We start from the raw sequence: 26469 nt of genomic DNA on the forward strand, positions 1-26469 counted from the left end.
GTTCCTCACTGGGTCGAAGGGGTCATCAGCGGATGCAACTCCTCCGCCGGTGCGCCGTCATCACCCGCCGCGGGTGACGGCCGTGTGGCGGAGAGATCGGCGGCGACGCGCGTCGCCGCCGCGGTCAGGGGCGCGGCGAGCATGAGCCCGACCGCGCCGAACAGCGCGCCGCCGCCGATGGTCACGATGAGCACGGCAAGCGGGTGGATGCCGAGCGTCGCGCCGTAGGCGATCGGCTGGATCATCTGCTGCAGGAGGCCGTTGGCCAGCAGCTGCACGACGATCATCCCGAGCGCCGCGTCGGTGCCGGCGCCGCCGAGCGCGAGCAGCACGCTGAAGGCGCCCGCGCCCCACGCGCCGAGGTACGGGATGTACGCGCCGACGAAGGTCACCGCGGCGATCGTCCCGGCGAGCGGCACGCCGAGCACGAGCGCGCCCACGCCGACCACGGCGGCGTTGAACGCGGCCACGATCGTGACGCCGAAGAAGTAGCCGCGCAGCGACTGGAGCAGGCGGCCGGTGATGCCGCGGGCGACGTCGTCGGGCAGGCGCATGTGGCTCTCGGCCCAGCGGCGGATGTGCGGGCCGTCCGCCAACAGGAAGATGAGCGACAGGGCGGTGAGCGCCAGGAAGAACATGAGCGACGAGAAGCCCTTGAGGACGCCGCCGATGCCGTGCAGCAGCGCCGGCAGCGCCGAGTTCACGGAGTCCGACGCGTCGTCCTTGGCGTTGGCGACGGCGCTCTCGCTGACGCCGACGTCGTGCGCCCAGACGCCGATCTGGTCCTTCGCCTTGTCGAGGATGCCGCCGATGGCGTCGAGCTGGCCGGTGATGCCGCCGACCACGATCGCGACCGTGGCGACCGCGAACGCGACCATCCCGAGGAGGACGAGGATCGCGCCGATCGCCCGCTTGACCCCGTGGCGCTGCAGCCACGCGACGACCGGCGACGTCACGGCGGCGATCACCGACGCCGCGATGACCGGCATCACGATCGTCCGCGTCAGCGCGAGGACGGTGATCAGCGCCGCCGTCGCGAGCGTGACGCCCACGATCAGCCACGACGTCCGCCCCAGGTCCGCCAGCCAGCGCGGCGCGACGAACAGGCCGCCGAGGTCGTGGGGCACCGGCGGCACCCCGGCGGGCTCAGCGGCCGAGCCGTCAGCCCGCCGACGCGCGAGCGGGGACCGCACGCTGCGCTCCTCGATGGGCCGTGGCGACGGCGAGCCGGGCCTCCGCCTCGACCCTCGCCAGCTCGTCGGCCGGCGTCGCCGGCAGCGGCGCCGCCGCCGTCAGCCGGTCGAAGACGGCGCGGGCCTCGTCGGGGCGGCCGCTCTCCACGAGCGCGGAGACGAGCCACCAGCGAGCCGGCCCGTTGTCGCGCCAGTGCACCGGCAGGACGGCGTCGATCGTCCGCTGGACGCGGACGTCCTCGATGGGCAGGAAGCCGACGAGCGGCATGAGCAGCGCCGCCGCGTCCAGCTCGTCGACCCCGTAGGCCGCGGTGAACGTCGCGCGCCGCTCGCTCCACGCCTGCCAGCACACGTCGCGGTGCAGCGCGTCGCGCTCCCGTTCCCATGCGAGGCGGTGAACGGCCCGCGACCAGCGCGGTGCGAGGCGCACCGCGCGGTCGAGGACGTGCCATGCGAGGACCTTCGAGGCGGTCCAATGGCGGCACGGAGCGGGCGAGGACACGATCCCGCCGTCGGGACGGCGCCAGCTCGCCGCGACGTGGTCGGCGAGCGCCGGCCACCCCGGCCAGTCGAGCCCGCCCGCCGCCGCGTACCGCACGGCGACCACCGCTGCCACGGAGGGCGTCTCGATGAAGGAGCGGTCCCTGAACGGCATCGTCGGCGCCGGCCGGCTAGAGCAGGACCGAGTGCTTGAGCTTGTCGTACTCGGCCTGCGAGATCGCACCCGAGTCGAGCAGGGCCTTGGCCTGCGCGATCTGCGACGCCTTGCTCTCGCCGGCACCGCCGCCGTTGTAGGACCGCATCGCGCGGTTCACGTCGGCGACGCGGCGCTCGCCCATGTCCTTGCCGTGGAAGGCGAGGTAGAGGAGCACGCCCACCAGCGGCAGGAAGATCGTCAGGGTGACCCAGCCGGCCTTGCCCCACCCGCCCATGTCGGAGCGGAAGACGTCGGACAGCACCACCACGAGCACCCAGATCCACAGGAGCCACAGGAAGAAGAGGACCATCGTCCAGACGATGTCCATGAAGGGGTAGTCGGCCGCGATCGGCATGGTCACCTCAGGTTCGCGCGGGCGCGCTCAGTCGCGACCGCGTTGGTGGGATGGAGGAAGGCGCCGACGATCCAGAGGATCGGGATGAAGAACCCGATCATGAACAGCGCGACGTGACCCTTCCGCAGCGCCGTCAGCCCGAAGAAGACCAGGCAGACGACGTAGGTCAGGGCGATCCAGAACCAGGTCATGGGCCGATCCTCTTCGCCCCGGTCCGCCGCGCGAAGATGGCGGGCACCCCTCCTCTGGTGGTGCGCACGCCATCGCAGCGGAGGGCTCTCACCGCTCGGCCACCCAGCGCTTGGCCTCCTCGAGGTCGCGGACGCGGAAGCCGCGGGCCTTGCCGGGCAGGAGGAACGAGAGCGTCTTGAGCGCCGGGCGGACCCAGTCCTCGTCGCTGACCACCGCGACGCGCTCGAACGACGTGGCGTGGCGCATGTGGAAGCCGGCGTCGGCCTTCATCGCGTCGCCGTCGACCTCGTCCGCGCGCGGCCCGATGACGTAGAGCAGCCGGACGTCCTCGCCCTCGGCGATGTGGCTGCGCAGCGCCGGCTCGACCGTGCGCTCCCAGTCGTCGTCCTCCACGTCGCCGACGGCTTCGAAGCCGATGGTCCCGGCGGGCATGTCCTCGAGGGTGCGGATCATGAGGCTCTCCTTCGTTCGAGCTGGTGGGTGGTGAGCTGGGCGCCGACGGTCCCGAGCACCGAGCCGAGGACGACGTCGCCGGGGAAGTGGACGCCCGTGTGCACCCGCGAGTAGGCGACCGCGCCCGCCAGCAGGTGCAGCGGGATCGCGTCGCCGGGCAGCACGCGCCCGACGCCGCCCGCGAACGCGAAGGCGCTCGCCGAGTGGCCCGAGGGGAACGAGCGGCTGGTCGGCATCGGGACGTGGCGCGGGTGCGGCACGCCGTGCAGGTCGCGGTCGGGCCGGGTGCGGCGGAAGACGGGCTTGATCGCCACGTTCACCACTGTCGAGGTGACGCCGATCGACGCGACGCCGAGCGCCGCCGCCCGCCGGCCGGACCGGCCGCGCAGCAGCGACAGCACGGCGGCGCCGGCGATCCACAGGCGCGACATGTCGGCCGCCGCCGAGAGGCGCCGCATGGCGGCGTCGAGCGCCGGGGTGTCGGTCGTCGCGACCGCGGCGTACAGCGCGACGTCGATCACCTCGAGGTCGCGCAGCCATCGTCCCCCGGCGGGCATGGGCGCGAGCGTACGGTCGCGATCCGGGCGCGGGAACCGCGGATCATCCGATCCGGGTGACCCGCCGGGAACCGGTCCGTGATCGCATGGCGCCCATGACCACGACCGTCTCCGACCGGTGGGAGCAGGGCCGCGCGGTGCGCGGCGACGTCCCGCGGAGCAGCCACGCCGAATGGGAGCCCGCCCCCGACCGGCGCGACCCGCTCGAGATCCTCGAGGAGGAGTCCGCGACGCGCCTGCCCGAGCTCGTGCCGATCCGGTACGGCCGCATGCTGGTGACGCCGTTCACGTTCTACCGCGGCGCCGCCGGAGTCATGGCCGCCGACCTCGCCGCGCAGCCCAACACGGGGCTCGAGGCGCAGCTCTGCGGCGACGCGCATCTGTCGAACTTCGGGCTCTTCTCGGCGCCGGACCGCCGGCTCGTCTTCGACTGCAACGACTTCGACGAGACCCACCCCGGGCCGTTCGAGTGGGACGTCAAGCGCCTGGCGACCAGCATCGAGATCGCGGGCCGCGACCTGAGCCTTTCGCCGCGCCAGCGCCGCGACGCCGTGCTCGCGACGCTGCAGCGCTACCGAGAGACGATGCGGTCCTTCGCGCGCATGGGGCACCTCGACGTCTGGTACAGCCGCTTGGACGAGGAGAGCGCCCAGCACGTCTTCCCCCGCGGCGCGGCGGAGGACGTCGCGAAGACCCGGAAGACCACCGAGAAGGCGCGCGCCAAGACGAGCCTGCGCGCGGTGCTGCGGCTCACCGAGAAGGTCGACGGGGAGCTGCGGATCCGGTCGGACCCGCCGCTCGTGGTCCGCGCCGCCGACCTGCTCGAGCCGGACGAGGCCGAGCACCTCGGCGAGTGGATGCGCGAGACGCTCGCCATCTACGCCGAGAGCCTCCCCGACGACCGGCGCCGTCTCTTCGAGGGCTTCGAGGTCGTCGACATGGCGCGCAAGGTCGTCGGCGTCGGCAGCGTCGGCACGCGCGCGTGGGTGATCCTGCTGCGAGGTCTCGACGACGGAGATCCGCTCGTGCTGCAGGCCAAGGAGGCCGAGGCGTCCGTGCTCGAGGAGCACCTCGCGCCGAGCCCGTACGCCAACCACGGCGAGCGCGTCGTGCAGGGCCAGCGGCTCATGCAGGCCTCCAGCGACATCCTGCTCGGCTGGCTGCGCGCCGCGGGGACCGACGGCCAGGAGCGCGACTTCTACGTCCGGCAGCTGTGGGACGGGAAGGGCTCGTTCGACGTCGCGACGATGTCGTCGCGCCTGCTCAGCCGCTACGGCGAGGTGTGCGCGTGGACGCTGGCCCGCGCCCACGCGCGGACGGGCGACCGCTGCGCGATCGCGGGCTACCTCGGGAACGGCCGGTCGTTCGACCGCGCCGTCGCCGAGTTCGCCCTCCGCTACGCCGACCGCAACGAGACGGACTTCGAGCGCCTCATCCAGGCGGTCGACGCCGGCCGGCTGCCGGTCATGGCGGGCTAGACGCGCCCGGCGGCGATCGCCAGCAGCGCCTTCGCGCCCGCCACCGTCCCGGCCGGGCGCAGCGCCGACGGCGATGCGCCCGGGTGATCGCGCGCGACGCGCACGCGCAGCGCCGCCGGCCGCACGCGGAACGAGAAGTGCGGCGGGAGCATCACGGCCTCGCCGTCGATGCCGGCGGCGATCGGCTCGCCGTCCTCCGCGTCGACGACGATCTCCGCCGCCGTGCTCTCCTGCCAGCCGCGCCGCGCCGCGCCGCCCCCGTTGCCGTCGCCGCCGAGCACGACGACGCCGAGCGACGCCGCGTCCAGGCGCGGGCGCGTGCCGGAGCCCGCCGCGCTGCCGAGCCGGTACGGGTTGTTCGAGACGAGCATCACGACGCCGGTGCCGCGCACGTCGCCGCCGGGCTCACGCCACTGCACGGGCTTGCGCACCGCCTCGGCGCCGGCGACGTCCGGCACGGTGTCGAGCAGCGTGCGGATCTTCGCCCCGCGGTAGCCGTCGCGCTGGACGGCGGTCGCGTAGAGGCCGAGCGACACGTTGTTGACGAAGACGCGCCCGTCGACCTCCGCGAGGTCGACCACGCGCTCGCCGCCGTCGACGAGCGCGTCGAGCGCCCCGACGACGTCGTCGCGGTCGACGCCGAGGTCGAGCGCGAAGTGGTTGCGCGTCCCCGCGGGGATGCACGCGTACGGCAGCCCGCGCTCGGCCGCGACCATCGCGACGATCGCCTGCGAGCCGTCGCCGCCCGCCATCGCGAGCGCGTCGGCGCCCGCGGCGACCTCCTCCCGCACGAGCGTCTCGAGGTCGGTGCCGGGCGTCAGCTCGACCGGCTTGATGCCGCGCTTGCGGGCCTCGGTGGGGAGGTCGAAGCGCGTCGCCTTCCCGCCGCCCGAGCGCGGGTTGTAGAAGAGCACCGGGTTCTGCGGTCGCGGCGCGGCCGGCAGCTCGACGCGTCCCCGGAACGCGGCCCGCGCCAGCGCCGAGGACACGATCGCCAGCGCGACGACCGCCGCGGTGATCAGCGGGTCCTCCCCCACGACGGCCGCGAAGCCGCCGATGAGCAGCGCGACGGCGAGCCCGAGCGCGATCGCCCGGCGCGCGCCGCGGTGGGTGAGCGCGTGCAGCGCCAGCCACAGCGCCAGCGCGACCGCGCCGAGGACCCAGAGCCCGCGCGGGAACGCGGACACCACCTCGACGACGGCGAGCACGATGGCGGCGCCGCCGGCGAGGAGCGCGCCCACGGCGGCGAGCCGCTTGTCCACCGGCATGCCGGGCCGCCGCTACCAGCTGAGCTCGATCTCGAGCTCGGAGCCGTCGTCCTCGACCTCGAACTCGAACTTGAACGCGACTTCGTCCGGGACGTGCGCGCGGAAGCGCAGGCCGCCGCGCTCGAACGTCACCTCGTTGTGCCGGGCGAGCTGGTCGGCGAGGTCGCGGAGCCGTGCGGCCACCTCCTCGCGCCCGAGCGTCTCCTTCTCCTTGACCTCGACGAGATCCATGCGGGAAGCCTCCTTCGACGGCGATGACCTGTCCGATCCTCATCGCGCGCCACGCGCCGCGCATCACACGGACGGGGTGACGTAGGGTCCGCCGGCATGGACCTCGATGGGCGGACGGTGGTGGTCACGGGCGCGGCCGGCGGCATCGGCGGCGCGCTGGCGGAGGGAGCGCTCGCGGGCGGGGCGGCGCACGTCGTCGCCACCGACCTCGCCGAGGCGGAGCTGGAGGCGCTCGCCGCGCGCGCCGGCGACGAGCGGCTGATGACGCGCGCGCTGGACGTGACCGACGAGGCCGCGACGAGGGCGCTCGTCGAGGAGGTCGAGGCGTCGGCCGGCCCGATCGGCCTCTTCTTCGCGAACGCCGGCGTGGCGACCGGCGGCGGCCCCGACGCCGACGACGCGACGTGGGACCTGCAGTGGCGCGTCAACGTGATGTCGCACGTCTACGCGGCCCGCGCGCTGCTCCCCCGCTGGGTCGAGCGCGGCGAGGGCCACCTCGTCACGACCGCGTCGATGGCCGGGCTGCTGACCGCTCTCGGCGACGCGCCGTACTCGGCGACGAAGCACGCGGCGGTCGGCTTCGCCGAGTGGATCGCCTTCACCTACGGCGCCGACGGCGTGCGCGTCTCGTGCGTCTGCCCCGGCGCGGTCGACACCGCGATGCTGCGCGCCGGCGGCGACGGCGACGCCGCGAAGGCCAGCGCGATGATCGGCGGCGGCGACGTGCTCGCTCCCGCCGAGGCGGCGGCCCGCATCCTCGAGGGCGTGCGCGAGGAGCGGTTCCTCATCTACACGCACCCCGAGATGCGGGACTACGTCACCGGGAAGGCCGAGGACCCGGACCGCTGGGTCCGCGGCATGTCGCGGCTGTGGTCACGCGCGCGAGCGCTGCTCGGCTGACGCGCGCACGCCCGCCAGCCACTCGACCGCCGCGGGGACGTGGGCCGGATCGATGTGGTGCGCGGCGTCCGACTCGTGGTAGCTGACGGGCAGCCCGCCCGCCTCGAGCAGCGCCTTCGCCTGCCGCGCGAACGCGACGTCCATGATCGGGTCCTGCCGGCCGTGCGCGATGAACGCCGGCAGGTCCGGCCGCGAGCCGAGGTCCGGCAGCCAGCCGTCGACGGTCGGGACGAACCCGGAGAACGCGAGGATCCCCGCGGGCGCCGGGCGGTCGCCGGACAGGCCGAGGGCGTAGCTCATCACCGACCCCATCGAGAACCCGCCGAACACGGTCCGCTCCGGCGCGATGCCCGTCCGCTCCCACGTCTCGTCGTGGAACGCGGCGAGCTTGGCGAACGCGGCGTGGAACGTGTCGGGATCGGGGTAGCCGACGCGCGGCACGACGTACCAGTGGTTGCCCGGCCAGCCGCCGATCGTCAGCGGCGCGCGCGGGGTCACGACGTGCAGCCGGCGCTCGGGATCGAGCACGTCGGCGAGCCCGAGCAGGTCGTGCTCGTCGGCGCCGCGGCCGTGGTGCAGGACGAGCAGGCCCTCGGCGTCGCCCGCCGCGGGCCGCTCGCGGAAGACGAGCGCGCTCACGACCGGACCTCCTCGGCCCGGCGCGCCGTGCGCGGGTTCGCCAGCGGCGTCAGCAGCTGCTCGAGCTGCGGGCGCAGGTGCTCGTGCTGCTTGGGCAGCCGCAGCTCCTCCCCCAGGCGGTCGGCGTCCTCGTCGACGGCGAAGCCCGGCGAGGTCGTCGCGATCTCGAACAGCACGCCCTGCGGCTGGCGGAAGTAGATCGCGTCGAAGTAGTCGCGGTCGATGACCGGCGTCACCTGCATGCCCGCCTCGGCGGCGCGCCGCTGCCACGCGACGTGGTCCTCGTCGCGGGAGTGCCAGGCGATGTGGTGGACGGTGCCGGCGCCCTGCAGGCCGCGCTCGGCCGACGCGTCGTAGCCCCAGTGGAAGTGGCGCTCGTCTCCCTGCAGGCGGTACTCGCCCCGGCTCTCCTCGGTGAACCCGAGCGTCTCGGTCAGCAGGGCGCGGTCGGCGTCGACGCCGCGGGCGACGTACGCGCGGGCACCCTCGACGCCGAGGATCGCGTGCTCGGCCGGCACCTCGGGGTGCTCGGCGCGCAGCGGCGGGTTGCCGTCGTCGGCGACGACGATCTCGAACCGCAGGCCGTCGTAGTCGGCGAAGGCCAGCGCGCTGCCGCGGAGCTCGGTCTCGACGCCGTGCGCGGCGAGCCGCTCGGCCCAGAAGCCGAGCGACGCCTCGGACGCGACGCCGAGCTGGATCGTGTGGATCATCCCGGCGCCCGGGCGGCCCGGGCGCACGCCCGCGAACTCGAACCAGGTGAGGATCGAGCCGGGCGAGCCGGCCTCGTCGCCGAAGTACAGGTGGTACGCGTCGGGCGCGTCGAAGTTGACGGTCTTCTTGACCAGCCGCAGCCCGAGGACGTCGGCGTAGAAGGCGACGTTCTTCGTCGCGTCGCCGGTGATCATCGTGATGTGGTGCATGCCCTCGAGCTTCATGCCCCGAAGGGTAGCAGATGATTGCTTGCGCAACTACCTGCGAAAGGACCCCGGGTTCCCGCCGTTGACGCCGGGGTGGGGGTCGTCCGTACGGTCGCCCGACCATGTGGACGAAAGCGACAAGACACCTCAGGGCAACGACCGCCGCCGCGTTGCTGGCGCTCGCGGTCGTCCCGGCCGCCGCCTCGGCGTTCGACACCGGCCCCCACGCGGACATGACGCGCGACGCGTTCATGGCCGAGGGCTTCACGCCCGCGGCCGCCGACGTGGGGATGATCGAGAACTGGTTCGTCGACTACTACACGAACCCGGACAAGAACCCCTACTCCGGCCATGCGAGCTGGATCCTCGGCGTGACGCGCCTCGGCTTCGACCGCGAGGACTGGCTGTACCAGTGGGTCGAGGGCGCGCGGCGCATGCACTTCGACTACAACCGGCGCAGCCTCGAGATGCCGGATCTGTCGAACCCCGCCGGCATCGAGCGCGAGTGGGACCGCCTCGAGTTCCACACCCGGCGGATCCTCCGCCACGCCAACGAGACCGACGACCCGACGTTCGTCATGGCCGCCGTCGGCGCGTCGCTGCACGCCGTCCAGGACTTCTACTCGCACTCGAACTGGGTCGAGGACCCCTCCGACGAGCCCGGCCGCGGCGGCCCCGGCATCAACAAGCTCGGCTACGGCACGAACCCGACGTGGTTCGACGTCCCGCCGCAGGTGCGCAAGACGCTCGAGGTGTACACCGGCGTCCCCGGCGTCCCGCGCGGGCACGGCCACTGGCAGTCCAACGACAACCACAGCCTGCACGACGGCCTCAACAAGGACTGGCCGGGCCGGCCCAAGTACCAGGACGCCTACGTGACGGCGTACTTCGCCACGCGCCAGTGGATCCGCGCCGCGCGCTCGTGGCTCGGCAACGAGCCGCTCTGGAAGCGCGCCATGGCGATGGGCGACTCGCCGTCGCTGCGCCACGACGTCAAGGGCGCGACCATCGTCAGCGAGTACAGCGGCCACTGGCAGGGCGGCGGCGAGCCGTGCGTCCCGTTCAGCTGCGGCGTGCGGACGGGCAAGGCCGGTTCGGCCTCGAGCCTGCGCCTGGCGGTCGGCTACATGCACGACCGCGGCCCGACGTCCTACCGCCGCGCGTTCAACGCGTCGATCCCGCAGTTCGCGCTCTTCCCGGGCAACGAGGTGCCGGAGTACCCGGACCTCCCCACGAGCCGCACCTACCAGGACTCCACCCGCTTCGCCAAGCTCGAGATCACGGGCTACTCCGGCGGCCCGGCGCCGTTCGCGCTCGGTGACCTCGCGGGCGACCGCGCGGACATCTACGCGAACGCCGTCCTCGGCGGGCAGTCGTACTTCTCGGGCGCGATCCAGGGCGCGAACAGCTTCGCGTTCCCCGGCTCGTACGCGCCGTTCACGTGGATCAAGGCGGTCCCCAAGGGCAACGCGCAGAGCACGCCGGTCACGTCGATGACGGTCCGGGTCGAGACGGGCGGCAAGGCGTTCGCCGGCACCGACGACGACGTCTACCTGCGCATCGGCCCGCACCGCCTGCCGCTCGACAAGCGCCTCTACAACGACTTCGAGCGCGGTGACGACGACACGTACAGCGTGCCGATCGGCGAGCTGACCCGGCGCGGCCTGACCGTCGGCGACGTCAGCTCGGTCGCGATCGAGAAGAACCGCGACGGCGTCGGCGGCGGCTGGTTCCTGCACGGCGTGACGCTGACCGTCAACGGCCGCAACGTCGTGCGCAACCGCGCGATCGACCGCTGGCTCGAGAAGAGCAACCGCACGTGGGTCGCCCCCGCGGTCGCGCTCGACGCGTCGACCGGCGACCAGGTCGGGGCGTGGATCGAGCTGAAGGACGACGACTTCGGCAACGACGACCAGGGCGACGTCAACCCGTACGACCGGCACACGTCGCTCGAGATCGCCTACCGCCTCGGGCCGACCGTGCGCGGGTCGAGCGCGGGCGGCTCGCGCCTCAAGGGCCGCCTGCCGCTCGACGACGGCGACAACGCCTCCGTGCGCTGGCAGCTGTCGACGATCAACGTGGAGGCGCCGCCGCTCCCGGTGCCGCCGGACCCGCAGCCGCAGCCCGGGCCCGACCCGATCCCCGGCCCGCAGCCGACCGACGACCCGCCACCGCCTCCCGGCCCGAAGCCCGACCTGATCCTCACGAGCGTCAACAGCAACGAGGTGACCGTCAAGAACCAGGGCCAGGGCCCGGCCGGCGCCTTCGCCGTGACCGTCGAGGGCCTGGGCAGCGTCCGCTTCCCCGGCCTGGCGGCCGGCGCGTCGCGGACCGGCACCTACCGCACCAACGGCGCGTGCGCCGGCAACCGCAAGGTGACGGTCGACGTCCTCAACGAGGTCGCGGAGACCGACGAGACGAACAACACCGGCATGCTCGGCGACGTCATCTGCTGAGCGCCGCGGCCGCCGGGGGCCGGCGCCCCCGGCGGCCGAGCCATCGCCGGCGACTACCGTCTCCGGCGGCCATGGCCCTCGTCGACGCCCTCCCCTCCGCGCCCTCCGCCGACGCCCTCTACGAGGCCTTCGGCGCGTGGGCGGACGAGCAGGGCGTCGCGCTCTACCCGCACCAGGAGGAAGCGGCGATCGAGCTCTTCGACGGCGCGAACGTCGTGCTCGCGACGCCGACGGGCTCGGGCAAGTCGCTCGTCGCGGTCGCCGCGCACTTCGCGGCGCTCGCCGACGGGCGGCGGACGTTCTACACGGCGCCGATCAAGGCGCTCGTCTCCGAGAAGTTCTTCGCGCTCTGCGCGACGTTCGGCGCCGAGAACGTCGGGATGCTCACCGGCGACGCGGCCGTCAACAGCGACGCGCCGATCATCTGCTGCACGGCCGAGGTGCTCGCGAACATCGCGCTGCGCGAGGGCGCCGGCGCGGACGTCGGGCAGGTCGTCATGGACGAGTTCCACTTCTACGCCGACGGCCAGCGCGGCTGGGCCTGGCAGGTGCCGCTGCTGTGCCTGCCGCAAGCGCAGTTCCTGCTCATGTCGGCGACGCTCGGCGACGTCTCGAAGATCACCGACGACCTCGTCCGCCGCACGAAGCGCCCCGTCGCGCTCGTCGCCGACGCGGAGCGCCCGGTGCCGCTGACGTTCGCGTGGTCGGTCGAGCCGCTGCACGAGCTGCTCGAGCACCTCGTCGGCGAGGACCGCGCGCCGATCTACGTCGTGCACTTCACGCAGGCCGCCGCGCTCGAGCGCGCGCAGTCGCTGATGTCGGCGAAGCTCTGCTCGCGCGAGGAGCGCGACGCGATCGCCGAGGAGATCGGCGGCTTCCGCTTCACCGCCGGGTTCGGCCGCACGCTGAGCCGCCTGGTCCGCAGCGGCATCGGCGTCCACCACGCGGGGATGCTGCCGCGGTACCGGCGCCTGGTCGAGCAGCTCGCGCAGACAGGGCTGCTCAAGGTCATCTGCGGGACCGACACGCTCGGCGTCGGGATCAACGTGCCGATCCGCACCGTCGTCTTCACCGGCCTGGCGAAGTTCGACGGCACGCGCCAGCGGCTGCTGAAGGCGCGCGAGTTCCACCAGATCGCCGGCCGCGCGGGACGCGCCGGGTTCGACACCACCGGCCACGTCGTCGTCCAGGCGCCCGAGCACGTCATCGAGCGCGCGAAGGCGCTGGCCAAGGCGGGCGACGACCCGAAGAAGAAGCGCAAGGTCGCGACGAAGAAGCCGCCCGAGGGCACCGTCGTGTGGACCGAGGAGACGTTCGAGCGGCTGCGCTGCGCCGCGCCCGAGGAGCTCGTCTCGCGCATGCGCGTCGACCATGGGACGATCCTCAACGTCGTCAACCAGCCCGGCGACGCGGCGGAGACGCTGCGCACGCTGCTCGAGGAGAGCCACGAGGACGAGCGCGGGCGCCGCCGGCTGGTCGAGCAGGCGCAGCAGCTCGGCGACGAGCTCGTGGCGGCGGGCGTGCTCGAGTGGCTCGGCGAGCCGGACGCCGAGGGCCGCGTGCTCCGCCTGGCGATCGACCTGCAGGAGGACTTCGCGCTCGACCAGCCGCTCGCGTCGTTCGCGCTGCGCGCGCTCGAGCTGCTCGACCGCGAGTCGCCCGACCACGCGCTCGACGTCGTGTCGGTGATCGAGGCGATCCTCGACGACCCTTGGCCGGTGCTCATGGCGCAGGCCGGGAAGGCGAAGGGCGAGGCGGTCGCCGAGATGAAGGCCGACGGGATCGAGTACGAGGAGCGGATGGAGCTGCTCGAGGAGGTCACGTACCCCAAGCCGCTCGGCGAGGCGCTGCTCGACGTCTTCCACGCCTACCGCGAGACGCACCCGTGGGTGCGCGAGTCCGACCTCTCGCCGAAGTCCGTCGTGCGCGACATGTACGAGAACGGCCGCACGTTCACCGAGACGATCTCGTACTACGGGCTGTCGCGGTCCGAGGGGCTCGTCCTGCGCTACCTGTCGAACGCCTACCGCGCGCTGCGCCGGACGGTGCCCGAGCAGGACCGCACCAACGAGCTCGAGCTCATCATCGACTGGCTCGGCGAGACGGTCCGGCAGACCGACTCGAGCCTGCTCGACGAATGGGAGGCGCTGACCGACCCCGAGCACGCCGAGGCCGTCGCCGCCGGCGCTCCCCCGCCGCCGCCGCGCCCGATCACCGGCAACGAGCGCGCGTTCTCGGTCATGGTGCGCAACGCGATGTTCGGCAAGGTGCAGCTCGCCGCGCGCGACCGCTTCGGCGACCTCGCCGACCTCGACGCGAACGCGGCGGCGCTGACCGACCCGCCTGGCCGGCCGTCGATGACGGCCGGCGCGTGGGAGGAGGCGCTCGGCGCCTACTGGGACGAGCACTCGGAGATCGGCACCGGGCCGGCCGCCCGCTCCCCCGAGCTCTTCATCGTCACGCGCGACGACGCCGCGCGGGCGTGGACGGTGCGCCAGGTCATCGACGACCCCGAGGGCGACCACGACTTCTCGATCGTCGCGACGGTCGACCTCGACGCCTCGGACCTGGCGGGCGAGCCGGTGATCCGCACCGTCTCGTTCGGCCTCACCGCGGCCTGACGTCCGGGACCTCCACGCGGTCCGCCTCGCCGATCTCGCGGACGACGCGCGCGGGGGCGCCGACGGCGACCACGCCGGCGGGCAGGTCGCGGGCGACGACCGAGCCGGCGCCGACCACGGTGTCGTCGCCGATCGTCACGCCGGGGCAGACGATCGCCCCGCCGCCGAGCCACACGTTGTCGCCGAGCGTGATCGGCGCGGCCGACTCCCACCCGTCGCGGCGCGGGCCCGGGTCGATCGGGTGGGTCGGCGTCAGCAGCTGGACGCGCGAGGCGATCTGGCAGTGCGCGCCGATCGTGATCGGCGCGACGTCGAGCATCACCGCGTCGACGTTGACGAACGTCCCGTCGCCGATGCTGATCGCGCCGTACTCGCAGAAGAACCGCGGCCGGACGTCGACGCCCTCGCCGACGTGGTCGAGCAGCTCGCGCAGCAGCGCGTCGCGCTCGGCCTGCGCGTCGTACGGGGCCGCGTTGAAGCGCTCGAGCAGCCGCTGGGCGCGCGCGTACACCTCGTCGTTCTCCGGGTCGTCGGCGATGTACAGCTCACCGCGCAGCATGCGGTCGCGCATCTCGCCCATGGGCGAGAGCGTTACAGAGCGGGGCCGGCCGAGCGTTCGAGCAGGAAGCGCTGCAGCTGCTCGATGTTCGCCTGCGGGGGGTCGCGCTTGGAGAGGAACAGGTCCACCGCGCCCTGCTCCCCCACGAGATCGCGCGCCTCGGCGACGCTCAGCGAGCTCAGCGACACGATCGCCGCCTGCGGCAGCGTCTCGCGCATGCGGCCGAGCGCATCGCCGTCGAACCTCGGCAGCCAGAGATCGGCGACGACCACGTCGGGGCACAGCGCGGAGGCGGTCTCCGTCGCCGCCTCCCAGGAGACGGCCTCGCCGACGACCTCGGCGCCCGCCTCCTCCAGCCAGTGCCGGATGAGCAGCCGGAAGCCCACCGCGTCCTCGCAGACAAGCACTCGGATCCCGTTCACCGACGGGGAAGTGTGACGGGCGATCCCGGGAACTCCCGGGCTTGGCGCCCCAACACACGTCCGGCGCGGCTTCATAGCCTCGATGGGGTGACGATCGCCCTCTCCCTCGCCGCCGCGGTCGCCTGGGGCTGCTCGGACTTCGTCGGCGGGCTGACGTCGCGGGCCCTCAAGCCGCTTGTCGTCGTGCTCTGGATCAACGTGCTCGGCCTCGCCGGCTGCGTGGCGCTGTCCGCCGCGACCGGCGCGGGGCTCGGGGACGAGGGGCTCGCGTGGTCGATCGGCGCCGGCGTCCTCAGCGGGGTGGGCTTCGTCGTGTTCTACGCCGCGCTGTCGGCGGGGCCGATGTCGCTCGTCGCGCCGATCACCGCCTCGGGCGCCGCCATCCCCGCCGTCGTCGGGATCGCGGGCGGCGAGAGCGTCTCGACGCAGCTCGGCATCGGCCTGACCGCCGCGCTCATCGGCGGGATCCTGACCTCGCGCCCGCCGCGGGAGCCGGGCGAGCACACGCTCCACCTCCCGATGCGCTCGCTCGGCCTCGCGCTCACGTCCGCGCTGGCGATCGGCGGGATCCTCACGCTCGTCCAGCAGGCGACCGACGCGCCGGGAACGGATCCCATCGCGGTCATCGCCGTCCAGCGCGGCGCGGGGCTGCTCGTCTGCCTCGCGATCGTCGCCGCGTCGAGGACCCGCCCGTCCGTCCCGGGCGAGCTCTGGCGCGGCCTTCTCTTCATCGCCGTCGCCGACACCGGCGCGAACGTCCTCTTCGCCGCCGCCTCCGACGGAGGAGCCCACACGATCGCGGCGATCCTCGCCGCGCTCTACCCCGTCGCCACGGTCCTCCTCGCCGCGTTCATCCTCCGCGAGCGCCTCAGCGGCACCCAGGGCTCCGGCGTCCTCCTGGCGATCACCGGCGTCGCGCTCATCTCCGCGGCCTGACCGCGGCCCTCCCGCGCGCGGCTCGCCGCCCCGGGCCCTCTCCGCCTCCGCGGCCCCTCTGCGTGTCCTCTCGGGCGGCTCTCGCAGAGCTCCCGGGAAGCGGCCGGACAGTGGATGCATGCCCGCCTCCCTCCTTCGTTCACCGGACGCCCGGCGTCCGCTCTTCGGCGGCGACGAGCCGCCCACCACACCGCCCGCGGTCGACACCGGCGGCGACGGCCGGCCGCCGCGTCCTCCCCGCCGCCGCGTCCCCGTCGCGGCGCTGCTGATGACGAGCGCGCTGCTCGGCGGCGGCGCCAGCGCCGGCATCCTCACAGCGACCGGCGCGCTCGACGCCTCGAGCACCACCACCGTCATCCAGCGCTCTTCCGCCGCGACCTCGTCGGCCGGCGCCGCGAGCTTCGACGCCGGCTCGCTCTACGCGTCCGTCGCGTCGGGCGTCGTCGACATCACGGCGAAGGGCACGACGACCGACCGCGCGCAGTCGCCGTTCGGCGGCGTCCCGCAGCAGCAGAGCACCGCGACCGGCACCGGGTTCGTGATCGACGGCGACGGCCACATCGTGACGGCCGCGCACGTCGTCGACGGGGCCAGCTCCGTCACGGTCACGCTCGAGAACGGCACCACCCGCAAGGCGACCGTGACCGGCACCGACGACGCGACCGACGTGGCGGTCCTGAAGATCGACCCGTCCGGCCTCGATCTCACGCCTCTGAAGCTCGGCAGCTCCGCGTCGCTCGGCATCGGCGACACCGTCGCGGCCGTCGGCGACCCGTTCGGCTACACGCGCAGCCTCAGCACCGGCATCGTCTCCGGCCTGGACCGCACGATCGAGGCGCCGAACGGCTTCACGGTCGCGCACGCGATCCAGACCGACGCGGCGGTCAACCCCGGCAACTCCGGCGGCCCGCTGCTGAACGCGCAGGGCGAGGTCGTCGGCATCGTCGACCAGATCGCCACCGACGGCAGCTCGGAGCAGAGCTCCGGCGTCGGGTTCGCCGTCCCGATCGACCTCGTCGCGTCCGAGCTCTCCCAGCTCAAGGCCGGCAAGTCCGTCGAGCACGCCTACCTCGGCGTCTCGACCTCCAGCTCCGCCGGCACGAGCGGCGGCGTCGAGCTCGCCGCCGTCGCCTCCGGCGGGCCGGCCGCGTCGGCCGGCCTGCGCGCGGGCGACGTCGTCACGAAGCTCGGAGACACGACCGTCCGGACCCAGAACGACCTCGTCGCGGCGATCGCCGAGCACAAGCCCGGCGACCAGCTCGCGGTCACCGTCCGCCGCGGCAACGAGACCGTCCGGAAGACGGTCACGCTCGGCAAGCAGCCGGCGCAGCCTTCCAACGGCTGAGCCGCGAGCCCTGCGCTTCCGGCCCCGCGTCGTCCTCCGGCGCGGGGCTTCCGGGAGTCGGGGTGGCGGGATTCGAACCCGCGACAACCGACCCCCAAAGCCGGTGCTCTAGCCAGGCTGAGCTACACCCCGAGATGAGGCTGGAAGCGTACCGGCGCGGCGGAACCGGTCCGCGGGGTGGCGTGAGGAACGGACAGGCGTCCAGAAATGGCCGGGTGAACGAGGTGACGGGGCCGCGGCGCCGATGGAGACCTCGGACACGCTGGACCTCCACCCGGAGAACTGAACACCGTCATGCCCCGACCCCACCGCCGCCAGGGGCCGATGTGGCAGCGCGCCCTGGGCGCGCTGCCCGTCGGCCTGCTTCTCACCCTCGCTCTCGCCGCCGCTCCCGCGCAGGCCGCCACCGCGTGCCAGAGCTCGTCGGCGATGCCTCAGTCCGCCAACCTCGACCAGCTGCAGGGCACCGTGCTCTGCCTGCTCAACCGCGAGCGCTCGAGCCGCGGGCTCAGCCGTCTGAGGAGCAACCAGAAGCTCGAGAACGCCGCCACGAAGTACTCGCGCCAGATGGTCAGCAACGACTTCTTCAGCCACGTCTCCCCCGGCGGCTCGACGATGATGCAGCGCGTGCGCGCGAGCGGGTACCTCAACGGCGCGCGCGGCTGGACCGTCGGCGAGAACCTCGCGTACGGCACCGGCCACTACGCGACGGCCGAGGAGATCATGGAGGGCTGGATGAACTCGCCCGGCCACAAGGCGAACATCCTCCATCCGCGCTTCAAGGAAGTCGGGATCGGCATCGCGCTCGGCGCGCCCGGCCAGGACGGCGAGGGCGCGACCTACACGACCGAGTTCGGCCGGCGCCTCTAAGGTCCTCGGCCGACGATGGCCGAGATCAGACCGCTCACCGCGCTCCACTACGCCCCGGACGTCGCACTCGACGACGTCGTCGCGCCGCCCTACGACGTGATCGACGACGAGCAGCGCCGGGCGCTGCTCGCCAAGTCGCCGCACAACGTCGTCGAGATCGACCTCCCGCAGGCAGACGGCGACCCGTACGACCACGCCGCGAGCACGTTCGCGAAGTGGCAGGACGACGGCGTGATCGTCCGCGACGAGCAGCCCGCGCTCTGGGTCCTCACGCAGGACTACACGGGCCCCGACGGCCGGCAGCGCACGCGCTCGGGCTTCTTCGCGAAGGTCAAGGTCGAGGACTACGGCCCCGGCCGGATCCGCCCGCACGAGCGCACGCACCCGGGCCCGAAGGAGGACCGCCTCCGGCTCACGCGCGCGACGAAGGCGAACCTCAGCCCGATCTTCAGCCTGTACAGCGACCCCGAGCAGCGCGCGTGGAACGCGCTGAACGAGGCGAAGGGCGAGCCCTTCGGGAAGACCAAGGACGACGACGGCACCGTCAACCGGCTCTGGCGGATCGACGACCCGGCCGTCATCGAGACGGTCACGCAGACGCTCGCCGACACCGAGCTCCTGATCGCCGACGGCCACCACCGCTACGAGACCGCGCGCGTCTACGCGCAGGAGCAGCTCGGCACCGAGGAGGCCGGCTGGGTGCTCATGTGCCTCGTCGCGCTCGAGGATCCGGGCCTCACGATCTTCCCGACGCACCGCCTCGTGAAGGGCCGCGGCCTGCAGCGCTACGAGGAGCTGGCGAACGAGCTCAGGGCCGACTTCACGATCGACGAGACGAGCGAGGACGAGCTCGCCCCGCCGCCGAGCGACGGCCCGATGGTCATGGGCTACCTCGACAGCCACTTCAAGAAGCCGTTCCGCCTCACGATGACGCGCGACACGCCCGTGCCGGGGCTCGAGGGCCCGCTCGCCCGGCTCGACACCGCGATCCTCGAGGCGCTGCTGCTGAAGGGCGTCCTCGGCCTGACCGACGACGACATCGATCACCTCAACGACTTCGGCTACGCGCGCGACGCGCAGCAGGCCATCGAGCTCGTCAACGGAGGCGCCTTCGACGTGGCGTTCCTCCTCCGTCCGCCACCCGTCGAGCAGGTCCGGGAGATCGCCGCCGCCGGCCAGAACATGCCGCCGAAGTCGACGTACTTCTTCCCGAAGGTGCCAACGGGTCTGCTGTTCAATCCATTGACCTGAGCCGGGAGTATCGTGGAAGGCATGAAGGCTGTCGCCCGCCGGACTGGCAAGTTCCGGCACATGATCGATGTCCGTTCGCACAACCTCTCGGTCGACGAGCCGGTGGACCAGGGTGGCGACGACACCGCGCCCAGTCCTCAGGAGCTGCTCGCCGCGAGCCTCGCCTCCTGCACGGCGATCACGATCGAGATGTACGCGGTGCGCAAGGGCTGGGACCTCGGTCACGTCGAGGTCGAGTGCGAGTACTCGCCGGCCGAGCGCGGCTGCCCCACGAAGTTCGAGCTCGTCCTGCGGCTGCCGCCCGACGCGACGGACGAGCAGGTCGACCGCCTGAAGGTCATCGCGGCCAAGTGCCCGGTGCACCGCACGCTCGACGGCGAGGTCATGTTCCACGAGCGTGTCGAGCGGCTCGAGCTCACCCCGAGCTGAGCTCGCGACCACGCTGAGCCAGGTCCTCCTCGACCCGGTCGAGGCGGCGAAGCTCGACGTCCACGGCCGCACCGACGCCGCGGTGCTCGTGCCGCTCTACATCGGCGGCGACGGCCGCACGCACGCGGTGTTCACCAAGCGCCGCGACGACCTCCGGCGCCACCCCGGCGAGATCAGCTTCCCCGGCGGCCGCGAGGACTGCGAGGACGACGACCTCGTCCAGACCGCGCTGCGCGAGGCGCACGAGGAGATCGGGCTCGACCCCACGGGCGTCGAGGTCGTCGGCGCGCTGCAGCCCACACCCACGATCGCGACGAACTACGCCGTGTACCCCTTCGTCGGGCTCATCGAGCCGGGCCTCGAGTGGACGCTGTCGGCGCGCGAAGTGGCCCACGTGCTCGAGCTCAGCCTCGACGACCTCCGCGCCGGCTACCGCCGCGAACGGCTGCTGCGCCGCGGCATCCCGTTCCGCACCGACGTCTACGTCGTCGGCGACAACCTCATCTGGGGAGCGACGGCACGGATCCTCGGCGACCTGCTGCAGCGCCTCTAGCGGGCGAGCAGCGAGTCGATCGCGCCGCGGAGGTCGTCGCCGGGCGGGACGATCCGGTACGGGATCTCGTTGAAGCCCGCCATCCGCTCGACCAGCGCGGTCCCCTCGGGCGGGCCGGCCTCGTAGATGAACCCGCGCGCGGTGGTGTCGATCGACTTCTCGAGCATCATCTCCAGGCGCGACCCGTGCAGCTCCGGCGTCCGGACGTGCCCGAGCATCCACAGCAGCAGCGTCACGTTCTCGAGCGCGTAGCGCAGCGTCCCGATGACGTCGGGGTCGCCGATCCACGCCTCGCCGCCGGCCGCCTCGATCGCGTCCTTGTGCGCGCCGCGCGTCACGCCGCGCACGGCATGCCCCTCGGCCACGAGCTCGCGCGTGAGCGCCAGCGCGCGGCACGAGCCGGCGCCGATCACCAGGAACCGCGCCACTACGCGCCCGCTCCCGGTGGTCCCTGGACGTCCAGCGACGCCTTCAGCTCGTCGAGCGTCATCTCCGGCAGCCCGCGCTTGCGCCGCCTGGCGTTGCGCGCGTCGAGCAGCTGGCGCATCTCGGCCTCGAGCAGCTGCTTGTCGCGCATCTCGGCCTGCAGCCGCAGCTCCTCGTGGACCCGCGAGTTGAGCCCGGCCTCGGTCAGCTCCGCCTCCCCACGCGCCCGGCGCCGGCGGTTGGCCGCCTCCAGCATCTGCGCGAGGTCATCGACCTCGTTGGCCGCCTCGACCTCGGGAGAGCGCGTGGGCTTCCAGTCGAGCTGGTCCGCACCGGAGCCGGGATAGAAGAGACCGAGGAGGAGCACGAAGACGAGCAGCGCGACGAAGATCCCGACCATCACCCAGACGAAGATCCCGCCGTTCACGACGGCCCGAGCTTAGACCGTCGCGGCGCTGCCCAAGATGACGGTCGATTGAGCGCTGAGCACCGCGCCGTTGCCGTGGGCCAGCACGACGTGGTCGCCCGAGCGGATCCGCCGGACCGCCTCGCACAGCAGGAACACGCCGTACATGCCGGGATGGCAGTAGCTCAGCCCGCCGCCGTTCGTGTTGACCGGCAGCGCGCCGCCGGGCGCGATGCGGCCGCCCTCGACGAACGCCCCGCCCTCGCCCTTGGCGCAGAAGCGCAGGTCCTCGAGGAAGAGGATCGTGTTGATCGTGAAGGCGTCGTAGAGCTCGACCGCGTCGACGTCGCGCGGCGTCACGCCCGCCATGTCGTACGCCCGGCGGCCCGAGTCGCGCGCCGCGGTGACGGTGAGGTCGGGCATCTGCGAGATGTTGCGGTGCCAGTGCGCCTCCCCCGCGCCGAGCACGAACGCCGGCGGCGACTTCAGCGACCGCGCCCGCTCGGCGCTCGTGACGATCACCGCGCCGCCGCCGTCGGTGACCAGGCAGGCGTCGCGGCTCGTCAGCGGCGTGCTGATCATCCGCGCGCCCAGGACGTCCTCGGCGGTGAGCGGGTCGCGGGCGAAGGCGCGCTCGTTCTGCGGCTCGCGCGCCCACGCGCGCGCCGACACCGCGACCTCGGCGAGCTGCTCGCGCGTCGTGCCGAACTCGTGCATGTGCCGCGCGGCGGCGAGCGCGTACTGCGTGATCGGGTAGCGCGGCCGGAAGTCCTGCTCCCACGGGTACGTCTCGGCGACGCTGCGCAGGCGGCCGCCGTCGGCGCGCTGCGTCGACCCGTAGGCGATCAGCGCGACCTCGCACAGCCCCGCCTCGATCGCCGCCATCGCGTGCAGCACGTGCGAGAGGAACGAGGCGCCGCCGTGGTTCGTCGAGTCGCTGTAGCGCGGCCGGATGCCGAGGTGCTCGCCGACGTTGAGGCCCGGCATCCCGTAGTAGGCCGACGCGGTGAACAGCCCGTCGACGTCGTCCTTCGAGAGCCCCGCGTCGTCGAGGGCACGCAGCGTCGCCTGCGCGATGAGATCGAGCGGGGTGAGGGCGGCCTCGCCCACGTCCCACGTGTCCGACTCGCCGATGCCGGCGACGGCGACGGAGCCCCTCACGCGTCGAACACCAGCCGCCCGTCGTCGTCGACGCGCCCGCGCACGCGCGTGCCGATCGCGACGCCGACGGCCACCGTGCTCATCACGCGGTAGCCCTCGTCGAGGTCGACGAGCGACACGTTGTACGTCTCCTCGCGCGTGTGGACGTCGGAGGTCGAGTAGACGGCGCCGAGCCCGGCCGACTCCGCCCACGCGAGGTCGCGCCCGCCGCACGCCGGGCACAGCAGGCGCGGCGGGTGGATCGCGGCGTCGCACGCGCCGCAGCGCTGGTAGTGCAGCGGTGAGGGAGCCTCCATTGCGCGATGATCCTGCCATGGACTTCGCCCTGACCGACGAGCAGGAGCTCATCCGCGAGACCGCGCGGCGCTTCGCCGACCACGAGATCGTCCCCGCCGCCAAGGAGAACGCGCGGCGCCACCACTTCGACGTCGACCTCGTGCGCAAGATCGCCGACCAGGGCTACCTCGGCGCGATCGTGCCGCGCGAGTACGGCGGCGCCGGGCTCGACTACGCGACGTACGGGCTCATCGTCGAGGAGATCGGCCGCGCCGACTCGGCGATGCGGACGGTCGTGTCGGTCCAGACGTCGCTCGTGTGCAGCTCGATCCTCAAGTGGGGCACCGAGGAGCAGAAGCAGCAGTACCTGCCGAAGCTGTGCAGCGGCGAGTGGCTCGGCTGCTTCGGGCTGACCGAGCCGGACACCGGCTCGGACGCCGCCAACCAGCGCACGCGGGCGCGGCGCACCGACGACGGCTGGGTCATCAACGGCGCGAAGATGTGGATCTCGATGGGCAACCACGCGAAGGTCGCGCTGGTCTTCGCCCAGACCGAGCCGGACCTCAAGCACCGCGGCATCGCCTGCTTCCTGGTCGACACCGATCAGCCCGGGTTCCAGCCGCAGGAGATCCACGGGAAGATGGGCCTGCACGCGTCCGACACCGCGTCGATCTCGCTCGACGACGTGCACGTCCCCGAGGGCGCGATGCTCGGCGAGGTCGGCGACGGCTTCAAGGTCGCGATGAGCGCGCTGGACTCGGGCCGCTTCAGCGTCGCCGCCGGCTGCGTCGGGATCTGCCAGGGCTGCGTCGACGAGTCGTCGCGGTACGCCAAGGAGCGCCAGCAGTTCGACCGGCCGATCGCGTCGTTCCAGCTCGTGCAGGCGATGCTCGCCGAGATGAAGGTGAAGACCGACGCGGCGCGGATGCTCGTCTGGCGCGCGGCGTGGCTGAAGGACACGGGGCAGCCGAACACGCTCGAGACGTCGATCGCCAAGCTGTACGCGACCGAGTCGGCGGTCGAGTGCGCGAACACCGCGATCCAGGTCCACGGCGGCGCGGGCTACGTCGACGACCACCCGGTCGAGCGGTGGTTCCGCGACGTGCGCGTCACCACGCTCTACGAAGGCACGTCGCAGATCCAGAAGCTCATCATCGGCCGCGCGCTGACGGGCATCAACGCGCTCGTTCCCGACGTGCCGAAGCCCGAGCCGCTCCCCACGGCATGACCGTCGTCGGCGTCGTCGGCGCCGGCACGATGGGCGCCGGGATCGCGCAGCTCGCGTGCCAGGCCGGCGCGGAGACGCGGCTGCTCGACGCCGACGCGGCGGCGCTGGAGCGGGCGCGGGAGCGGATCGCGGCGGGCGTCGCCAAGGCCGCGGCGAAGGGCCGCGCGGACGCGGACGCCGCCGAGCGGCTGCGACCGGTCGGCGCGGTGGCGGACCTCGCCGGCTGCGACGTCGTCATCGAGGCGATCCCCGAGGACCTCGACCTCAAGCACCGCGTCCTCGGCGAGGTCGCCGCTGTCGTCGGCGACGACTGCGTGCTCGCGACGAACACGTCGTCGATCCCGGTGACGCAGGTCGCGGCCGGGATCCCGCGGCCCGAGCGCGTCGTCGGCATGCACTTCTTCAACCCCGCGCCGGTCATGCGGCTCGTCGAGGTCATCGCCGGGCTGGAGTCGAGCGAGGCGGCGCTGCAGCGCGTGCGCGACCTCGGCGAGGCGATGGGCAAGCGCGTCATCGACGCCGCCGACGGTCCCGGCTTCCTCGTCAACCGCTGCGGCCGGCCGTTCGGGCTGGAGGCGCTGCGCTGCCTGCAGGAGCGCCTCGCCGACGTCGAGACGATCGACCGGATCGTGCGGCTCGGCGGCGGCTTCCGGATGGGACCGTTCGAGCTGCAGGACCTCGTCGGCATCGACGTCGGCTTCGCGGTCTCGCAGTCGTTCCACCGGCTCTCGTTCGGCGAGCCGCGCTGGCGCCCGTCGCCGCTGCAGGCGCAGATCGTGTCGAGCGGGCGGCACGGCCGGAAGACGGGCCGCGGCTGGTACGACTACCGCGACGGCCCGCACCGCCCGGACGACCCGCCGCCGCCGGACGCCGTCCCACCCACCCGCGGCGACGGCCTGATCGTCATCGCCGGGGAGCTCCCGCTGGCCGACGAGCTGCGCGAGCTGGCCGAGGACGCCGGCTGGGACGTCGCCGAGCCCGGCGAGACCGGCGACGTCCCGTACCTGAACGTCGACTGCGGCCGCGAGCCGGGCGACCCGCCGCTCGAGGGCGCCCCGCAGGCGCTGCTGTGCGACCGCTCGTCGCTGGCGGCGCTCGAGGGCGACGGCCCGGCGGTCGGCTTCCACGCGCTGCCGCCGCTGGCCTCCTCGCAGCTGGTCGAGCTGACGCGGTCGCCGTCGACCGCGCAGCTCGCGTGCGACCGGGCCGAGCACCTCTTCGCGACGCTCGGCAAGCACGTGGCGTGGGTGGGCGACGCGCCGGGGCTCGTGCTCGGGCGGATCGTGTGCCAGCTCGTCAACGAGGCGGCGTTCGCGCTCGGCGAGGGCGTCGGGAGCGCGGAGGACATCGACGACGGGATGGTGCTGGGGCTCAACCACCCGCGCGGGCCGCTCGAGTGGGCGGACGCGATCGGGCTGGAGCACGTCGCCGGCGTGCTCGGCGGCCTGCTGGCCGAGACGGGCGAGGAGCGCTACCGCCTCGCGCCCGCCCTGCGCCGCGCGCTCGCGCTCGACCTCACGTTCCACGACGCCGACGCGTTGTCCATGGAGTGACCAAGCCGCCGTTCCAGCGCCTGCTCGACGAGCACGCCACCGTGGTGCTCCGGTTCTGCATCGCCTCGGTCGGCCGCGTCGACGCCGACGACTGCTTCCAGGAGACCGTGCTGGCGGCGCTGCGCGCGTACCCGCGGGTGCGGCACACCGACAACCTGCGCGGCTGGCTGCTGACCATCGCGCACAACAAGGCGCTCGACCACCACCGGGCGCGGGCGCGGCGGGCGGTCCCCGTCGAGCACGTCGCCGAGACGCCGGTGCACGACGCCGACCGTCCCGACGACGGGCTGTGGGGCGCCGTGGACGAGCTGCCGCCCAAGCAGCGCGGCGCGGTGCTGCTGCGGTTCGTCGGCGATCTGTCGCACCGCGAGATCGCCACCGCGCTCGGGTCGTCCGAGGAGGCCGCGCGCCGGTCGCTCGCCGACGGCCTCGCCAAGCTGAGGAAGGACTGGCAGCCCGCATGACGGACCACGACCCCACCGAGGAGGCCATCATCGCCGCCCTCCACGGCGCCACCACGGCGCCCGACGTCTCCGCCGCCATCGCGCGGGCGACGGCCCGCGCCTACGACGAGGGCCTGGTCGACGTCGTCTACGCCGAGGTCGACTCGCCGCTCGGCACGCTCGTCGCCGCCGGCACCGACCGCGGACTCGTCCGGCTCGCCTACGAGGACTTCAACGGCGGCCTGGACGAGGTGCTCGACCACCTCGCGCTGCGCGTCTCGCCGCGGATCATCGAGGCGCCGGCGCGGCTCGACACGGTGCGGCGCGAGCTCGACGAGTACTTCGCCGGGCGCCGCGAGGGGTTCGACGTCCCGATCGACTGGTCGCTGACCTCCGGCTTCACGCGCCGCGTCCTCGAGGCGACGGCGCGGATCCCGTTCGGTGCGACGAGCTCCTACGCCGGCGTCGCCGCCGACGCGGGCAGCCCGCGGGCGACCCGGGCGGCCGGCAACGCGCTCGGCTCCAACCCGATCCCGATCATCGTCCCGTGCCACCGGGTCCTGCGCTCGGGCGGCCGCCTCGGCGGCTACACCGGCGGGGTCGAGAAGAAGGAGCACCTGCTCGCGCTGGAGGGCGTGCTCATCTAGTCTCGAC

30 protein-coding genes and 1 tRNA gene are annotated in these 26469 nt (G+C 73.4%); 14 read left to right on the forward strand and 17 right to left on the reverse strand.

Going from position 1 to position 26469, the window contains the following annotated elements:
* Positions 1–5 precede the first annotated feature (5 nt).
* From AC1UE4_RS09410 to AC1UE4_RS09435, 6 genes are all read right to left on the reverse strand, one after another.
* Entirely contained in the window at positions 6–1127 is a 1122-nt protein-coding gene (locus AC1UE4_RS09410) for an AI-2E family transporter (RefSeq protein WP_482916963.1), read from the reverse strand.
* A gap of 34 nt (positions 1128–1161) precedes the next feature.
* Positions 1162–1809, reverse strand: coding sequence for a glycoside hydrolase family 15 protein (locus AC1UE4_RS09415; RefSeq protein WP_482916964.1), 648 nt, complete (start codon positions 1807–1809; stop codon positions 1162–1164).
* A 55-nt stretch (positions 1810–1864) separates the two neighbouring features.
* A complete protein-coding gene (locus tag AC1UE4_RS09420) occupies positions 1865–2245 on the reverse strand; it encodes an SHOCT domain-containing protein (RefSeq protein WP_482916965.1) in 381 nt (126 codons plus the stop codon).
* A 2-nt stretch (positions 2246–2247) separates the two neighbouring features.
* A complete protein-coding gene (locus AC1UE4_RS09425) occupies positions 2248–2436 on the reverse strand; it encodes a hypothetical protein (protein WP_482916966.1) in 189 nt (62 codons plus the stop codon).
* A gap of 88 nt (positions 2437–2524) precedes the next feature.
* On the reverse strand, positions 2525–2890 hold the full coding sequence (locus tag AC1UE4_RS09430; RefSeq protein WP_482916967.1) for a SpoIIAA family protein: 366 nt from the start codon (positions 2888–2890) through the stop codon (positions 2525–2527).
* Complete coding sequence (locus tag AC1UE4_RS09435) at positions 2887–3447, reverse strand: phosphatase PAP2 family protein (protein WP_482916968.1); 561 nt, start codon at positions 3445–3447, stop codon at positions 2887–2889. The genes AC1UE4_RS09430 and AC1UE4_RS09435 overlap by 4 nt, the downstream gene beginning before the upstream one ends.
* A 95-nt stretch (positions 3448–3542) precedes the next feature.
* Between AC1UE4_RS09435 and AC1UE4_RS09440 the strand changes: the two genes are divergently transcribed.
* Entirely contained in the window at positions 3543–4925 is a 1383-nt protein-coding gene (locus AC1UE4_RS09440) for a DUF2252 domain-containing protein (RefSeq protein WP_482916969.1), read from the forward strand.
* On the opposite strand, the gene AC1UE4_RS09445 is transcribed toward AC1UE4_RS09440, so the two are convergent.
* Complete coding sequence (locus AC1UE4_RS09445; protein ID WP_482916970.1) at positions 4922–6193, reverse strand: diacylglycerol/lipid kinase family protein; 1272 nt, start codon at positions 6191–6193, stop codon at positions 4922–4924. The two genes, AC1UE4_RS09440 and AC1UE4_RS09445, sit on opposite strands and share 4 nt — an antisense overlap.
* 12 nt (positions 6194–6205) lie before the next feature.
* Positions 6206–6424, reverse strand: coding sequence for an amphi-Trp domain-containing protein (locus tag AC1UE4_RS09450; RefSeq protein WP_482916971.1), 219 nt, complete (start codon positions 6422–6424; stop codon positions 6206–6208).
* Between the two features lie 96 nt (positions 6425–6520).
* Between AC1UE4_RS09450 and AC1UE4_RS09455 the strand changes: the two genes are divergently transcribed.
* Positions 6521–7324: an SDR family oxidoreductase gene (locus tag AC1UE4_RS09455; protein WP_482916972.1), complete on the forward strand. Its 804-nt coding sequence runs from the start codon at positions 6521–6523 to the stop codon at positions 7322–7324.
* Here AC1UE4_RS09455 and AC1UE4_RS09460 read toward each other — a convergent pair.
* Both AC1UE4_RS09460 and AC1UE4_RS09465 read right to left on the reverse strand, forming a co-directional pair.
* On the reverse strand, positions 7298–7963 hold the full coding sequence (locus AC1UE4_RS09460) for an alpha/beta hydrolase (RefSeq protein ID WP_482916973.1): 666 nt from the start codon (positions 7961–7963) through the stop codon (positions 7298–7300). The genes AC1UE4_RS09455 and AC1UE4_RS09460 overlap by 27 nt on opposite strands.
* Complete coding sequence (locus AC1UE4_RS09465; protein ID WP_482916974.1) at positions 7960–8898, reverse strand: VOC family protein; 939 nt, start codon at positions 8896–8898, stop codon at positions 7960–7962. Before AC1UE4_RS09465 ends, AC1UE4_RS09460 begins: the two co-directional genes overlap by 4 nt.
* A gap of 104 nt (positions 8899–9002) precedes the next feature.
* Between AC1UE4_RS09465 and AC1UE4_RS09470 the strand changes: the two genes are divergently transcribed.
* Together AC1UE4_RS09470 and AC1UE4_RS09475 are read left to right on the forward strand one after the other, a co-directional pair.
* Positions 9003–11336: a CARDB domain-containing protein gene (locus AC1UE4_RS09470; RefSeq protein ID WP_482916975.1), complete on the forward strand. Its 2334-nt coding sequence runs from the start codon at positions 9003–9005 to the stop codon at positions 11334–11336.
* A 71-nt stretch (positions 11337–11407) separates the two neighbouring features.
* Positions 11408–13957 carry a DEAD/DEAH box helicase gene (locus tag AC1UE4_RS09475; protein ID WP_482916976.1) on the forward strand — a complete coding sequence of 850 codons (2550 nt, stop codon included), beginning with the start codon at positions 11408–11410 and terminating at the stop codon, positions 13955–13957.
* Here AC1UE4_RS09475 and AC1UE4_RS09480 read toward each other — a convergent pair.
* Complete coding sequence (locus tag AC1UE4_RS09480; protein WP_482916977.1) at positions 13944–14537, reverse strand: sugar O-acetyltransferase; 594 nt, start codon at positions 14535–14537, stop codon at positions 13944–13946. The genes AC1UE4_RS09475 and AC1UE4_RS09480 overlap by 14 nt on opposite strands.
* Positions 14538–14548: 11 nt before the next feature.
* Positions 14549–14938, reverse strand: coding sequence for a response regulator (locus AC1UE4_RS09485; RefSeq protein WP_482916978.1), 390 nt, complete (start codon positions 14936–14938; stop codon positions 14549–14551).
* Positions 14939–15025: 87 nt separating this feature from the next.
* On the opposite strand from AC1UE4_RS09485, the gene AC1UE4_RS09490 reads away from it, so the two are divergent.
* Positions 15026–15874 carry an EamA family transporter gene (locus AC1UE4_RS09490; protein ID WP_482916979.1) on the forward strand — a complete coding sequence of 283 codons (849 nt, stop codon included), beginning with the start codon at positions 15026–15028 and terminating at the stop codon, positions 15872–15874.
* A 118-nt stretch (positions 15875–15992) separates the two neighbouring features.
* Positions 15993–17219 carry a S1C family serine protease gene (locus AC1UE4_RS09495; RefSeq protein ID WP_482916980.1) on the forward strand — a complete coding sequence of 409 codons (1227 nt, stop codon included), beginning with the start codon at positions 15993–15995 and terminating at the stop codon, positions 17217–17219.
* 57 nt (positions 17220–17276) lie between these two features.
* On the opposite strand, the gene AC1UE4_RS09500 is transcribed toward AC1UE4_RS09495, so the two are convergent.
* A tRNA-Pro gene (locus AC1UE4_RS09500) sits at positions 17277–17351 on the reverse strand.
* A gap of 162 nt (positions 17352–17513) precedes the next feature.
* Here AC1UE4_RS09500 and AC1UE4_RS09505 point away from each other — a divergent pair.
* The 4 genes from AC1UE4_RS09505 to AC1UE4_RS09520 are packed head-to-tail and all read left to right on the forward strand — an operon-like array spanning position 17514 to position 20322.
* Positions 17514–18089: a CAP domain-containing protein gene (locus AC1UE4_RS09505; RefSeq protein ID WP_482916981.1), complete on the forward strand. Its 576-nt coding sequence runs from the start codon at positions 17514–17516 to the stop codon at positions 18087–18089.
* 15 nt (positions 18090–18104) lie between these two features.
* Complete coding sequence (locus AC1UE4_RS09510; protein ID WP_482916982.1) at positions 18105–19340, forward strand: DUF1015 domain-containing protein; 1236 nt, start codon at positions 18105–18107, stop codon at positions 19338–19340.
* Between the two features lie 21 nt (positions 19341–19361).
* The gene (locus AC1UE4_RS09515; protein ID WP_482916983.1) at positions 19362–19769 is read left to right on the forward strand and encodes an OsmC family protein; all 408 of its coding nucleotides are present in this window, start codon (positions 19362–19364) and stop codon (positions 19767–19769) included.
* Complete coding sequence (locus tag AC1UE4_RS09520) at positions 19738–20322, forward strand: NUDIX hydrolase (protein ID WP_482916984.1); 585 nt, start codon at positions 19738–19740, stop codon at positions 20320–20322. The genes AC1UE4_RS09515 and AC1UE4_RS09520 overlap by 32 nt, the downstream gene beginning before the upstream one ends.
* On the opposite strand, the gene AC1UE4_RS09525 is transcribed toward AC1UE4_RS09520, so the two are convergent.
* From AC1UE4_RS09525 to AC1UE4_RS09540, 4 genes are read right to left on the reverse strand one after another with little or no spacing between them, the layout of a single operon-like run.
* A complete protein-coding gene (locus AC1UE4_RS09525; RefSeq protein WP_482916985.1) occupies positions 20319–20750 on the reverse strand; it encodes a Rossmann-fold NAD(P)-binding domain-containing protein in 432 nt (143 codons plus the stop codon). The genes AC1UE4_RS09520 and AC1UE4_RS09525 overlap by 4 nt on opposite strands.
* Positions 20750–21175, reverse strand: coding sequence for a hypothetical protein (locus AC1UE4_RS09530; RefSeq protein WP_482916986.1), 426 nt, complete (start codon positions 21173–21175; stop codon positions 20750–20752). Before AC1UE4_RS09530 ends, AC1UE4_RS09525 begins: the two co-directional genes overlap by 1 nt.
* Before the next feature lie 12 nt (positions 21176–21187).
* Positions 21188–22315 (reverse strand): acetyl-CoA acetyltransferase, encoded by a 1128-nt coding sequence (locus AC1UE4_RS09535; protein ID WP_482916987.1) that lies wholly within the window; start codon positions 22313–22315, stop codon positions 21188–21190.
* Positions 22312–22611 carry a Zn-ribbon domain-containing OB-fold protein gene (locus tag AC1UE4_RS09540; RefSeq protein ID WP_482916988.1) on the reverse strand — a complete coding sequence of 100 codons (300 nt, stop codon included), beginning with the start codon at positions 22609–22611 and terminating at the stop codon, positions 22312–22314. Before AC1UE4_RS09540 ends, AC1UE4_RS09535 begins: the two co-directional genes overlap by 4 nt.
* Before the next feature lie 17 nt (positions 22612–22628).
* Between AC1UE4_RS09540 and AC1UE4_RS09545 the strand changes: the two genes are divergently transcribed.
* The 4 genes from AC1UE4_RS09545 to AC1UE4_RS09560 are packed head-to-tail and all read left to right on the forward strand — an operon-like array spanning position 22629 to position 26462.
* Positions 22629–23819, forward strand: a complete 1191-nt coding sequence (locus AC1UE4_RS09545; protein WP_482916989.1) for an acyl-CoA dehydrogenase family protein — start codon at positions 22629–22631, stop codon at positions 23817–23819.
* Positions 23816–25372 (forward strand): 3-hydroxyacyl-CoA dehydrogenase NAD-binding domain-containing protein, encoded by a 1557-nt coding sequence (locus AC1UE4_RS09550; protein WP_482916990.1) that lies wholly within the window; start codon positions 23816–23818, stop codon positions 25370–25372. The genes AC1UE4_RS09545 and AC1UE4_RS09550 overlap by 4 nt, the downstream gene beginning before the upstream one ends.
* Positions 25369–25836, forward strand: coding sequence for an RNA polymerase sigma factor (locus tag AC1UE4_RS09555; RefSeq protein ID WP_482916991.1), 468 nt, complete (start codon positions 25369–25371; stop codon positions 25834–25836). The genes AC1UE4_RS09550 and AC1UE4_RS09555 overlap by 4 nt, the downstream gene beginning before the upstream one ends.
* Positions 25833–26462, forward strand: coding sequence for a methylated-DNA--[protein]-cysteine S-methyltransferase (locus AC1UE4_RS09560; RefSeq protein WP_482916992.1), 630 nt, complete (start codon positions 25833–25835; stop codon positions 26460–26462). Before AC1UE4_RS09555 ends, AC1UE4_RS09560 begins: the two co-directional genes overlap by 4 nt.
* Positions 26463–26469 lie beyond the last annotated feature (7 nt).

It is taken from the genome of Parviterribacter kavangonensis (genome assembly GCF_056863335.1).